12 protein-coding genes are annotated in these 12,622 nt (G+C 59.2%); 3 read left to right on the forward strand and 9 right to left on the reverse strand.

The genetic code is table 11. The annotated features are described in order from the left end of the window. Window positions 1-98: 98 nt before the first annotated feature. Both nagZ and MJP36_RS22490 read right to left on the reverse strand, forming a co-directional pair. On the reverse strand, window positions 99-1,109 hold the full coding sequence (gene nagZ / locus MJP36_RS22485) for a beta-N-acetylhexosaminidase (RefSeq protein WP_060753148.1): 1,011 nt from the start codon (window positions 1,107-1,109) through the stop codon (window positions 99-101). A 153-nt stretch (window positions 1,110-1,262) separates the two neighbouring features. Then, a complete protein-coding gene (locus MJP36_RS22490; RefSeq protein WP_053255043.1) occupies window positions 1,263-1,970 on the reverse strand; it encodes a TetR/AcrR family transcriptional regulator in 708 nt (235 codons plus the stop codon). Between the two features lie 262 nt (window positions 1,971-2,232). Between MJP36_RS22490 and lexA the strand changes: the two genes are divergently transcribed. Both lexA and sulA read left to right on the forward strand, forming a co-directional pair. After that, window positions 2,233-2,841 carry a transcriptional repressor LexA gene (gene lexA / locus MJP36_RS22495; RefSeq protein WP_060753147.1) on the forward strand — a complete coding sequence of 203 codons (609 nt, stop codon included), beginning with the start codon at window positions 2,233-2,235 and terminating at the stop codon, window positions 2,839-2,841. A gap of 10 nt (window positions 2,842-2,851) precedes the next feature. After that, window positions 2,852-3,325 carry an SOS-induced cell division inhibitor SulA gene (gene sulA / locus MJP36_RS22500; protein ID WP_090366160.1) on the forward strand — a complete coding sequence of 158 codons (474 nt, stop codon included), beginning with the start codon at window positions 2,852-2,854 and terminating at the stop codon, window positions 3,323-3,325. 225 nt (window positions 3,326-3,550) lie between these two features. Here the strand turns inward: sulA and MJP36_RS22505 are convergent, their stop codons facing one another. The 7 genes from MJP36_RS22505 to MJP36_RS22535 form a co-directional block, all read right to left on the reverse strand. After that, window positions 3,551-3,784 carry a hypothetical protein gene (locus tag MJP36_RS22505; protein ID WP_017254451.1) on the reverse strand — a complete coding sequence of 78 codons (234 nt, stop codon included), beginning with the start codon at window positions 3,782-3,784 and terminating at the stop codon, window positions 3,551-3,553. Between the two features lie 130 nt (window positions 3,785-3,914). Beyond that, a complete protein-coding gene (locus tag MJP36_RS22510; RefSeq protein WP_060753145.1) occupies window positions 3,915-4,436 on the reverse strand; it encodes a DUF6586 family protein in 522 nt (173 codons plus the stop codon). A gap of 181 nt (window positions 4,437-4,617) precedes the next feature. After that, window positions 4,618-7,239 carry a type I DNA topoisomerase gene (gene topA, locus MJP36_RS22515; RefSeq protein ID WP_060753144.1) on the reverse strand — a complete coding sequence of 874 codons (2,622 nt, stop codon included), beginning with the start codon at window positions 7,237-7,239 and terminating at the stop codon, window positions 4,618-4,620. A 114-nt stretch (window positions 7,240-7,353) separates the two neighbouring features. Continuing rightward, window positions 7,354-7,590 (reverse strand): DUF1653 domain-containing protein, encoded by a 237-nt coding sequence (locus MJP36_RS22520; protein ID WP_021490990.1) that lies wholly within the window; start codon window positions 7,588-7,590, stop codon window positions 7,354-7,356. Between the two features lie 98 nt (window positions 7,591-7,688). Beyond that, on the reverse strand, window positions 7,689-8,864 hold the full coding sequence (gene fadA, locus MJP36_RS22525) for an acetyl-CoA C-acyltransferase FadA (RefSeq protein ID WP_016975260.1): 1,176 nt from the start codon (window positions 8,862-8,864) through the stop codon (window positions 7,689-7,691). Between the two features lie 29 nt (window positions 8,865-8,893). Next, entirely contained in the window at window positions 8,894-11,041 is a 2,148-nt protein-coding gene (gene fadB, locus MJP36_RS22530; protein ID WP_060753143.1) for a fatty acid oxidation complex subunit alpha FadB, read from the reverse strand. A gap of 484 nt (window positions 11,042-11,525) precedes the next feature. Continuing rightward, window positions 11,526-11,963, reverse strand: coding sequence for a hypothetical protein (locus MJP36_RS22535; protein WP_060753142.1), 438 nt, complete (start codon window positions 11,961-11,963; stop codon window positions 11,526-11,528). Between the two features lie 105 nt (window positions 11,964-12,068). Between MJP36_RS22535 and MJP36_RS22540 the strand changes: the two genes are divergently transcribed. Further along, a complete protein-coding gene (locus MJP36_RS22540) occupies window positions 12,069-12,512 on the forward strand; it encodes a universal stress protein (RefSeq protein ID WP_060753141.1) in 444 nt (147 codons plus the stop codon). Window positions 12,513-12,622: the final 110 nt, after the last annotated feature.

A 12,622-nucleotide genomic window follows, 5' to 3' on the forward strand; every position in this document is an offset into this window, starting at 1 on the left:
CGGGAGCAAGCCCCCTCCCCACACTGATCGCGTTTCTTCAGATGAAACGCGGTCAAGTGTGGGAGGGGGGCTTGCTCCCGATGGCCGCGACGCAGTGTTCAGTCGATCAACTGAGCCTCGCGCAACGCAGTGAGCGCCACCAACCAACGCGGGTCCTGCTTGTAGTCCGTCGATGCAATCGCCTGGCCACGCATGCGTGCAATGCGGGCCGATGGCTTGACCTTCATACGCTGTGCCGCGCTGAGTGCAAGCTCGGCGGCGGCACGATCGTTACACACCAACCCCATGTCGCAACCCGCTGTCAGCGCCGCTTCAATACGGCTCGCAGCGTCGCCCACCACGTGCGCCCCGGCCATGGACAGGTCATCGCTGAAGATGACCCCGTCGAACTGCAATTCGCCGCGCAGGATGTCCTGCAACCAGCGGCGCGAGAAACCGGCGGGCTGGGAATCCACTTGCGGATAAATCACGTGCGCAGGCATCACTGCCGCCAACTGCTTGCTCAGGCGTGCGAAAGGCACCAGATCATTGTTACGAATCTGTTCCAGGCTGCGTTCGTCATTCGGAATAGCAACGTGGGAATCAGCCTCAGCCCAACCGTGCCCCGGGAAGTGTTTACCGGTAGCGGCCATGCCGGCGCTGTTCATGCCCCGGATAAAAGCCCCGGCGAGCACAGCGGCGCGTTCGGGGTCAGCCTCGAAGGAGCGCGTGCCGACCACGGCGCTGCGCTGGTAATCCAGATCCAGTACCGGGGCAAAGCTCAGGTCAAGGCCCACAGCCAGCACCTCGGTTGCCATGATCCAGCCACACTGCTCGGCCAGGTATTCGGCGTTGGGGTTATCCGCCAGGGCGCGCATCGCCGGCAAACGCACGAAGCCTTGGCGCAGGCGCTGCACGCGCCCGCCCTCCTGGTCAACCGCCAGCAGCAAGTCCGGGCGCACCGCACGGATGGCCGCGCTCAGCTCGCGGACCTGGCGCGGATGCTCGATATTGCGTGCAAAAATGATCAGCCCCCCCACTTCCGGCTGACGCAACAGGTGACGATCCTCGGCCGTCAGCCAGGTACCGGCAACGTCGACCATCAAAGAACCTTGCAGGGCAGCAGTCATAAACCTTCCTTAAATAACGCACACAACCCGTTGCCCTCACGCAGCCCCCTTCATCCTGGGCGCTGAGTGAAAGCAACGGGTTGCGAGTCAATAGCTGAAATCGGCATGGTGGCTAGCTTAGCGGATGCCAGCAGCCACGCACACCCGGCACGGTCATGCTTTGGCGACGGCCGGTGTCGATTTGCTGCGTGGACGCAATTGGGCGGCGGCCATGGCTTGATCGGTCACACCGGTTTCGGCACGCATGCCGGCGGCGAGAAATGGCACCATCAGGCGCATCACCTGCTCAATGGACGTGTTGACGCCGAAATCGGTCTCGGCAATGGCGCGCAATGCCTTGATCCCGGACATGCTGAACGCGGCGGCACCGAGCATGAAGTGCACACGCCAGAACAATTCGATCGGCGGAATACGTGGGGCGGCCTCATTGACCAACAACATGTAGCGGCGAAATACCTTGCCGTACATATCTTCAAGATAACGCCGCAGGTGGCCCTGACTCTGGCTGAACGCCAGGCCCAACAGGCGCATGAAGATCGACAGGTCGTTGCCGCTGCGCGGTTGCACCACCAGCGCCTGTTCAACCAGGATTTCCAGCAGGTCTTCCAGGCTTGGCTTGTTTTCCGGCTTGGTCTGGCGACGCTCCAGTTCACGGTCGAGGCTGGCGCAGAACGGCCCCAGGAAGCGCGAGAATACCGCCTGGATCAGGGCTTTTTTCGAGCCGAAATGGTAATTCACTGCCGCGAGGTTGACCCCAGCCTTGCTGGTGATCAGACGCAATGAGGTTTCAGCAAATCCTTTTTCCGCGAACAACTGCTCGGCAGCATCGAGAATGCGTTCAACGGTTTCCGACTGGGCCATGGCTACTCCGCCTGACAAACACTTGTTTGAAACATACGTTTCAGAGTATGTCTTGTCAAGCGTGCGGTCCATTTTCCGGCCGGGCAGTCACCTGTTTCAGCGCTATTTAATCACATCCTGGCGGCTCTATAGGCAGCGCTGTCGCTGCCCTGCAGGCGTACCGACAAATGACCGTCCAGCGGAGCGCTCGAAAAGGATGATTGCCAAGCGCAGTCCACTGTATATAATCCCAGTCACTGTATAAAAAGACAGAGCGATCAACATGCTAAAACTGACGCCACGCCAAGCTGAGATTCTGGCTTTTATCAAGCGCTGCCTCGATGACAACGGCTACCCGCCGACCCGAGCGGAAATTGCGCTGGAACTGGGATTCAAGTCTCCCAACGCCGCCGAAGAACATCTCAAGGCCCTCGCTCGCAAAGGCGCGATCGAGATGACCCCAGGCGCTTCACGCGGTATCCGCATCCCTGGCTTCGAAGCCAAGGCCGATGAGTCGACGCTGCCCATTATCGGCCGCGTCGCTGCTGGCGCGCCGATCCTGGCGCAACAGCACGTCGAGGAGTCCTGCAACATCAACCCGACCTTCTTCCATCCGCGCGCCGATTACCTGTTACGGGTCCAAGGCATGAGCATGAAGGATGTGGGTATTTTCGACGGAGACCTGCTGGCCGTTCACACCACCCGCGAAGCCCGTAATGGCCAGATCGTCGTTGCCCGTATTGGCGATGAAGTGACCGTCAAACGCTTCAAGCGCGAAGGCAGCAAGGTCTGGCTTATAGCCGAAAACCCTGAGTTCGCCCCGATCGAAGTCAACCTGAAAGATCAGGACCTGGTGATCGAAGGCCTGAGCGTCGGCGTCATTCGCCGCTAAAGGAGGCACCATGCAGCTCGTGCACACCCCACAGCACACTCAACTGTCGCTGTTCGAGGCCTTCATGGCCCAACCTCTTGTGCCAATCCTCAAGGAAGCAGTCGAAGCGCCTTGGAGCGCCGAACCTGAGGCGTTCAGCGAGCTGTCGTTGCGCGGTGCTGCCGAGAGCTGCCTGAACCTGCTGGCGCCGATCCTTCGCGAATTAAGCGAGGAGAAAGACGCGCGCTGGCTGACGCTGATCGCCCCGCCCGCCAGCCTGACCCAGGCCTGGCTGCGGGACGCCGGCCTCAACCGCGAACGCATCCTGCTGTTGCAACCGCGCGGTACGCAAAGTGCGCAACAATTGACCTGTGAAGCCTTGCGACTGGGCCGTAGCCATACAGTCGTCAGCTGGTTGAACCCGCTGAACGCTAGCGCAAAGCAACAGTTGATCAATGCCGCACGTGAAGGCGACGCGCAAAGCTTGAATATTCGATTAGGGTAAAAGCGGGATGCTGCATTCAATGCGGGGGCTGTAGTGAGCGGGCTTGCCCCGCGCTGGGCTGCGAAGCGGCCCCAAATTGAACAACGCGATACATCAGAAACCAAGCGATCTTAAATCGACCAACGCACTACATCAGTAACTAAGCGACACCTGGTTTTGGGGCTGCTTCGCAGCCCAGCGCGGGGCAAGCCCGCTCACTACAAAAACCGCGCCCACAGGAAGGAATCAGTGAAGCACGCGTGGCCCATCTTCCTTCTCTGGCTCGCCTTCCGCCAGACGACCAGCCATCTGTACGCCCACGCTCAACATGGCTTTAGCCACTTCCACGTGCTGGCCTTGCAGGAACGCTTTTGCGTCCTCGGAAAAATCCAGAATAACCAGAGAACCCTCGTCCTCAGCGCGGCGCAGCTCGATTCGACCGTCAGGCAACTCGACAATTTCCAGAAAGGACGTTGGCATAAAAATGTGTTCTCCACGAAAGGCCAGGATTATATCAGTCATCCACCCAGCCCCGCAGAGGTTCTGAAGAGGTTTCTTTACAGCTTGATGAACGGTGCTTTGTGCTGTGCACCCGAACAATAGGGGTGCCTCAGCACTCGTTCAACCCTTCCCGAAACCGCAAGGCCATCTTTTTCAGCTCCTGGCGCCAGCTTTCCAGCTCTTCGCGGCTCAATGGCTTGGGTTCATCATCTTCCAGGGCAACCGCCACAATCAGCGGCTGGGTCACATCGCCCTTGGGCACGTGGCGAACCCGTGGCGGCTGGAACATATCAGCATGAGCCTTGAGCAGGCGGGCGACCCAACTGTCAGGGTTTTGAGCCATTTCTACCAATTCCGCCAGCTCTGGGATGGCCATGGCTTCCAGTACTTGCGGGCTCATGATCATCTCTGCACGAGGTGAGCCGGCCTGGGGCAGGCGATAGAACCCGGCAATTTCATGGCACAGCCCCAGCAAGGCGCCGTACAGATGAAACAGTGCGGCCTCACGCCCCGCCTGTACCAGCGCGATGGCGTTCATCTCTTTCCCTTCCTCGGCGCGGCCAAGGGCATCCAGGGACAAACCCGCGAAGTAAATTTTCTGGTTGGTACGGGTATAGAGTTCGTTGGCCATAAAGGCAGTCTCCACAACGAATAGAACGTGATGCCGGCTACGTTTGGAGCGGGCTTGCTCGCAAAAACCTGAGGAAGCCATTATGTACCTGGCTTCCCGCGTTATCGTTAACGATTTTCGCGAGCTCAACACAAAAAAGGCCGCCCATGCAGGCGGCCTTTGTCTTTCACGGATCAGTGGATCAAGCGCCCTGACGCTTGTCCTCCACCTTCCACTTGCCGCCGTCGTAGAACGCTTTCCAGCCGGTAGGCTTGCCGTCCACCTCGGTCTGCACGTACTGCTCCTTGGTCTTGCGGCTGTAGCGGATCACGGCCGGGCGACCGTCCGGATCTTTCTTCGGTGCTTCACACAGGAAGTGGTACTTCGGATCGATTTCATCCTTGTGCGGCACGATCTCCAGCACCAGCGGCGCGCGGGTCTCGCGGTTTTTCGGGAACTGGCTGGCCGCCAGGAACAGGCCCGAAGCCCCGTCACGCAGGATGTAGGTGTCGTTGACCTTCTCGCACTTGAGCTCAGGCATCTTCACCGGGTCCATCTTCGGCGGCGCCGCATCGCCGCTCTTCAGCAGCTTGCGGGTGTTCTTGCAGGTCGGGTTGGTGCAACCGAAGAACTTGCCGAAACGGCCAGTCTTGAGCTGCATCTCACTGCCGCACTTATCGCATTCCAGGCTCGGGCCTTCGTAGCCCTTGATGCGGTAGGTGCCTTCTTCAATCTCGTAGCCATTGCAATCGGGGTTGTTACCGCAGATGTGCAGCTTGTGCTTCTCATCCAGCAGGTAAGCGTCCATCGCCGTGCTGCAGATCGGGCAGCGGTGCTTGCCACGCAGGACCAGCGACTCGGATTCGCCCTCATCATCGGCGGCAATTTCATCGCCCGGCACCAGGTTGACCGTCGCCTTGCAGCGTTCTTTTGGCGGCAGGCTGTAGCCCGAGCAACCGAGGAAAACGCCGGTAGAGGCCGTACGAATCTGCATCGGCCGCCCGCAGGTTTGGCACGGGATGTCGGTCATCACCGGCTGGTTGGCACGCATGCCGCTCTCAGGGCTTTCGGCCACTTCGAGTTTTTTCTTGAAGTCGCCGTAGAACTCGTCGAGGACGTTTTTCCAGTCGCGCTCGCCCTGGGCCACGTCATCGAGGTTCTCCTCCATGCCGGCAGTGAAGCCGTAGTCCATCAGGTTGGAGAAGCTCTCGGACAACCGTTCGGTGACGATGTCGCCCATTTTTTCCGAATAGAAGCGACGGTTATGCAGCGCCACATAGCCGCGGTCCTGGATGGTGGAGATGATCGCGGCGTAGGTCGAAGGACGACCGATACCCCGTTTTTCCATCTCTTTTACCAGGCTGGCTTCCGAATAACGCGCCGGCGGCTTGGTGAAGTGCTGGGACGGGTCGAGCTTGATCAGCTTCAGGCTGTCGCCCTGGGCCATGTCCGGCAGCACATCGTCGTCGCCAGGCTTGGCAATCTGCGGCATGACACGGGTGTAGCCGTCGAACTTGAGGATACGGCCCTTGGCACGCAGCTCGAAGTCGGAAGCCGCCACGGTGACCGTGGTGGACAGGTATTGCGCCGGCAGCATCTGGCAGGCCAGGAACTGGCGCCAGATCAGCTCATAGAGGCGCTCAGCATCGCGCTCCATGCCGCTCAGCTTGGCGGGCGTGGTATTGGCGTCGGACGGACGAATCGCTTCGTGAGCCTCCTGGGCGCCTTCCTTGCTGCTGTAGACGTTCGGCTTCTCCGGCAGGTACTTGTTGCCGAACTCGCTTTCAATATAGGTACGCGCCATTGCCACCGCGTCCACCGACAGGTTGGTGGAGTCGGTACGCATATACGTGATGTAGCCGGCCTCATACAGACGCTGGGCCATCATCATGGTTTTCTTCACACCGAAGCCCAGGCGGTTGCTCGCGGCCTGCTGCAGGGTGGAGGTGATGAACGGAGCCGACGGCTTGCTGCTGGTCGGTTTGTCTTCACGCTTGACGATGCTGTAGCTGGAAGCCTTGAGCTTTTCCAGCGCGGCCATGGCCTGGGCTTCGTTCAGCGGCTTGAACGCCTCGCCTTTCTCACGGGCCACTTCAAAGCGCACACTGGCGCCTTTGGCGGTGCCCAGGTCGGCGTGGACTTCCCAGTACTCTTCGGGGTTGAACGCACGGATCTCGCGCTCACGCTCCACGACCAGTTTCACCGCGACCGATTGCACACGACCAGCGGACAGGCCACGGGCGATCTTCGCCCACAGCAGTGGCGAGACCATGTAACCCACCACGCGGTCAAGGAAACGCCGCGCCTGCTGCGCATTGACCCGGTCGATGTCCAGCTCGCCCGGCTGGGAGAAGGCTTCCTGGATGGCTTTCTTGGTGATTTCGTTGAACACCACACGCTTGTAGCGGCTGTCGTCACCGCCGATGGCTTCCCGCAGGTGCCAGGCAATGGCTTCCCCTTCGCGGTCCAAGTCCGTTGCGAGATAGATGGTGTCGGCATCCTTGGCGAGCCGGCGCAGCTCTTCGATGACCTTTTCCTTGCCCGGAAGGATTTCGTACTTGGCCTTCCAGCCATGATCCGGGTCCACACCCATGCGCGAGACCAGTTGCTTGCGCGCTTTCTCTTTAGGGGTGAGCACCGGACCTTCGCCCGCAGCCGCCTTGCCGCGCTTGGCGGCAGGCTCCTTGCTGGCGCTAGCCGAACCGCTGGTGGGCAGGTCTCGGATATGGCCGATACTCGACTTCACCACGTACTCGTTGCCCAAGTACTTGTTGATGGTCTTGGCCTTAGCCGGGGATTCCACAATGACCAGCGATTTGCCCATGGATCGGAAAATTCCTGAATTCGAGAAGTGAAAGGCAGTTGGCGCCTGTCGCGGCAACGCTATATATAGTGGCAACAAGGTGAGGTCAAGCGCAGCATTCTGCGCGGCCTGCCGTTATTGCCCTGAAAAAAGACTGGGTTCGGCCTGGACCAAAGCAAAGCGCGGGACCTGCTCGCCGTCAACCTCAACGGTCTCCAGGAACATGCTCAACGGGCGCACCCAAAAGCCGTAATCGCCATACAGTGCTTGGTAGAACACCACTTCCTCTTCGGTCTCGGAGTGCCGCGCCACATTAAAAACGCGGTACTGCGGACCTTTATAATGCTGGTAGAGCCCCGGTTCGACTTTCATGCTCTGGCCCTCTTACAAAAATTTGTTAAAAAAAAAATACAAAACCGCCAAAAAACAAAAACCGGGGCACTGGGCCCCGGCTTGCGTCAACTCAACGCTTAGACGCGTTCGAAGACGGTGGAAATGCCTTGGCCGAGACCAATGCACATGGTTGCAACCCCAAGGTTACCGCCATTTTGCTTCATCACGTTAAGCAGAGTGCCGGAGATACGTGCACCGGAGCAACCGAATGGGTGGCCCAGGGCAATTGCACCGCCGTGCAGGTTAACCTTCTCATTCATCTTGTCGAGCACTTTCAAATCTTTCAGCACCGGCAGGGCCTGTGCGGCGAAAGCTTCATTGAGCTCGAAGAAGTCGATGTCGTTGATGGTCAGGCCCGCGCGCTTCAAGGCTTTTTGTGTGGCCGGTACTGGACCATAGCCCATGATTGCCGGGTCCACACCTGCCACCGCCATCGAACGGATCACCGCCAGCGGCTGGATACCCAGGTCCTGGGCACGTTGCGCCGACATCACGATCATGCACGAAGCACCGTCGGTAATCTGCGAAGAAGTACCCGCTGTCACGGTGCCGCCCTTTGGATTGAAGGCTGGCTTCAGGGCCGCCAGGCTTTCCAGGGTGGTATCCGGACGAATGGTTTCGTCGTAGTCGAACAGTTTCAGGAAACCGTTCTCGTCATAGCCGTTCATCGGGATGATTTCATCCTTGAACTTGCCTTCCACGGTCGCCTTGTGGGCCAACTGGTGGGAACGCAGGCCGAACGCGTCCTGGGCTTCACGGGTGATGCCGTGCATTTTGCCGAGCATTTCCGCAGTCAGGCCCATCATGCCCGAGGCTTTTGCCGCGTACAGCGACATGTGCGGGTTAGGATCGACACCGTGCATCATGCTGACGTGGCCCATGTGCTCCACGCCACCGACCACGAACACATCACCGTTGCCGGTCATGATCGCCTGGGCGGCAGTGTGCAGCGCGCTCATCGACGAACCGCACAGGCGGCTGACGGTCTGGCCGGCAGCCGTGTGCGGGATCTGGGTCATCAGCGACGCCATGCGTGCGATGTTCCAGCCCTGCTCCAGGGTCTGGTTGACGCAGCCCCAGATCACGTCCTCGACTTCGTTCGGGTCGACCTTGACGTTGCGTTCCAGCAGCTTGCTGATCAGGTGCGCCGACATGTCCTCGGCGCGGGTGTTGCGGTGCATGCCGCCCTTGGAGCGGCCCATCGGAGTACGACCGAAGTCGACGATCACGACGTCTCTTGGATTCAAGCTCATAAATATTCTCGCTCTAGTCGTCTGGGCACTTAACCGAAGAAGCGCTGGCCGTTCTTGGCCATTTCACGCAGCTTCGCGGTCGGGTGGTACAGCGGGCCCAGATCAGCGTATTGATCAGCCAGGGCAACGAACTCGGCCACACCGATCGAGTCGATGTAACGCAGCGCACCACCACGGAATGGAGGGAAACCAATACCGTACACCAGGCCCATATCGGCTTCGGCGGCGGTTTCAACGATGCCATCTTCCAGGCAACGCACAGTTTCCAGGCACAGGGCGATCATCATCCAGTTGATGATGTCCTCGTCCGACACCTCACGCTGTTCGTAGATGACCGGAGCCAGCACTTCGTGCACCGACGGGTCGGCCACTTTCTTCTGCTTGCCCTTCTTGTCGGCCTCGTAGGCATAGAAGCCCTTGCCGTTCTTCTGGCCCAGGCGCTTGGCCTCGTACAGCGCGTCGATCGCCGAGCGGCGGTCGTCCTTCATGCGGTCCGGGAAGCCCTCAGCCATCACATCGCGACCGTGGTGGCCGGTGTCGATGCCGACCACGTCCATCAGGTACGCCGGGCCCATCGGCCAGCCGAATTTTTCCATGACCTTGTCGATGCGCACGAAGTCCACGCCGGCGCTGACCAACTTGGCGAAACCACCGAAGTACGGGAACAGCACGCGGTTGACCAGGAAGCCCGGGCAGTCGTTGACCACGATCGGGTTCTTGCCCATTTTCTTGGCGTAGGCAACGGTGGTGGCAATGGCCAGCTCGCTGGACTTCTCGCCACGGATCACTTCCACCAGCGGCATCATGTGCACCGGGTTGAAGAAGTGCATGCCGACAAAGTTTTCCGGACGCTTGAGGGCCTTGGCCAGCAGCGAGATGGAAATGGTCGAAGTGTTCGAGGCCAGGATCGTGTCGTCCTTGACCTGGGCTTCCACTTCAGCCAGCACGGCTTGCTTGACCTTCGGGTTCTCGACAACGGCTTCGACTACCAGGTCGACGTGGCCGAAATCACCGTAGGACAGCGTAGGACGAATGCCGTTAAGCACTTCAGCCATCTTCGCGGCGGTCATACGGCCTTTGTCCACACGGCCTACCAGCAGCTTGGCGGCTTCCGCCAGGCCTTGCTCGATACCGTGCTCGTTGATGTCCTTCATCAGGATCGGCGTGCCTTTGGACGCCGACTGATAGGCGATACCGCCACCCATGATACCGGCGCCGAGTACGGCGGCCTGTTTCACGTCCTTGGCGATCTCGTCGTAGGCCTTGGCCTTTTTCTTCAGTTCCTGGTCGTTCAGGAACAAGCCGATCAGGCTCTGGGCCGCCGAGGTTTTCGCCAGTTTGACGAAGCCCGCCGCTTCCACTTCCAGGGCTTTGTCGCGACCGAAATTCGCGGCTTTCTGGATCGTCTTGATCGCTTCAACCGGCGCAGGATAGTTCGGGCCGGCCTGGCCAGCCACGAAGCCTTTGGCGGTTTCGAACGACATCATCTGTTCGATGGCGTTGAGCTTGAGTTTTTCAAGCTTCGGCTGACGCTTGGCCTTGTAGTCAAATTCGCCACTGATGGCGCCCTTGATCAGGTTCAGCGCGGCTTCGGCCAGCTTGCCCGGCGCAACCACGGCGTCGACGGCACCGACTTTCAGCGCGTCTTCAGCCTTGTTTTCCTTGCCCGCGGCGATCCACTCGATGGCGTTGTCGGCACCGATCAGGCGCGGCAGACGCACGGTGCCGCCGAAACCTGGGTAAATGCCCAGTTTGACTTCAGGCAGGCCGATCTTGGCGGTGGCCGACATGACGCGGAAGTCTGCGGCCAGGCACATTTCCAGGCCGCCGCCCAACGCGATGCCATTGATCGCGGCAACGGTAGGCACGTTGAGGTCTTCGAAATCGCTGAAAATCTTGTTGGCTTCGAGGTTGCCAGCCACCAGCTCGGCATCGGGCAGCTTGAAGTTGTCGACGAATTCGGTGATGTCAGCGCCGACGATGAACACGTCCTTGCCGCTGGAAACGATCACGCCCTTGACCGAAGCATCTGCTTTGATGGCGTCTACGGCCTGACGCAGTTCGTTCAGGGTTAGACGGTTGAACTTGTTGACGGACTCACCCTTGAGGTCGAATTTCAGTTCGACGATGCCACTTTCAAGAGCCTTAACCGTGATGGCTTTACCTTCGTAAATCATCAACTGATCTCCACGATATGGAAGCTGAACAGTACACATTGAACGCTGGCCTCTGGTTGGGCATTGATAGTTGCGTCAATGCTCACTCCAATCCGCCAGGCACACCCGCCAATGCGATAGTCGGGGTTCTGTATGAGCGGTCTGACAGACAAACGCTCAATTCATACGCCCGTTTGATTTGGGTACGTCACCTTCATTCAATTCCGAGCAATTGTCAATCGCTCCGAAAGGCTAGTAAAAACGCGACTTTCCAGTCATTTCAGAACCTTTAGCCTAGGTGCGCCTCGCATCAATATTCAAACATTCACGAAATCAATAAGAGAAAAGTTCTGGGAAAAGGCTGTACAGAACGGGATATGCCGCTAGGCTAGCGACAACCTTAATGCGCTGGAGAGAACATCCGTCGCGAGAGATATACAAAATTACCGGCCTGCCTGGCCAACTCCAGCCCGATGAACATGTCGGGCTTTTTATTGCCTGTTTTTCAGGCCAACGCCTTGAGCAGCGCATCAATGTCCTTCAGGACAGCGGCTTCACCCTTCTCCCCCCAATACAGGGCGATCATTTGCCTGTCCGCCTCGACTTTGTAGACATTGGCGGGCAGCGTCGCAAAATGCGGCAACAACTTTTCATCGACGCAGGGTTCACGCCATTGGTTGACCCACATTCCGGGCTCCAGTTGCCAGTAACTCCAGATGTCCGGCGTGCTGCCGCGTCGTGGCCGACAGTACTGTGCACAGGGGCTCGGCGGCTCCAGCTTGAGCCAGTGCGGCCACTCCTGGGGCGCCAATTGCATGGTCAGGCCAATGCGGCGTGCCTCCATGCGCAGGGCCATGCGCCCACTCTGATGGCGCGACGGGCGCAGCCATGCCAGAGGGCTCAGAACCACCACAAGGATTGACACCACTATCCAGACCGTCATATGTGTACTCCCGAATTTCCAGTTGAGCGGATTTGATCTGACGCAACTCGATCCGCTTGAAAGCAGCCATACTGAATATATTGCAGTCCCCTGGAGGAACGCCCCATGTCATACGAACATATTCTGGTCGCCGTCGACCTGACCGAAGAGTGCGATCCAGTGATCAAGCGCGCCCGTGCCTTTGCGGTCGCAAGCGGCGCCAAGCTGTCGCTGGTACACATCGTCGAGCCCATGGCCATGGCCTTCGGCGGCGACGTGCCCATGGATCTCTCCCAGTTGCAGCAACAACAATTCGACCAGGCTAAAGAGCGCCTCGACCGGCTCATCCTCAAATATCCCGAAGTGACCAAGGAAAACTCCCACCTCACTTACGGCCAGCCGCGTCAGGAGATTCACCACCTGGCCAAGGAACAGCACTGCGACCTGATCGTGGTCGGCAGCCATGGCCGCCATGGCCTGGCGTTGCTGCTGGGCTCTACCGCCAATGACGTGCTGCACGGCGCGCCGTGTGATGTGCTGGCCGTCAAACTGGTGAAAAACCCTTCTTAAATCAATGAGGGTCAAATGTGGGAGGGGGCTTGCCCCCGATGGCGGAGTGTCAGTCACCAGATATATCGACTGACAGACTGCTATCGGGGGGCAAGCCCCCTCCCACATCT

Origin of the sequence: Pseudomonas palleroniana, assembly GCF_022836895.1 — a bacterium.
Lineage (GTDB): Bacteria > Pseudomonadota > Gammaproteobacteria > Pseudomonadales > Pseudomonadaceae > Aquipseudomonas > Aquipseudomonas palleroniana.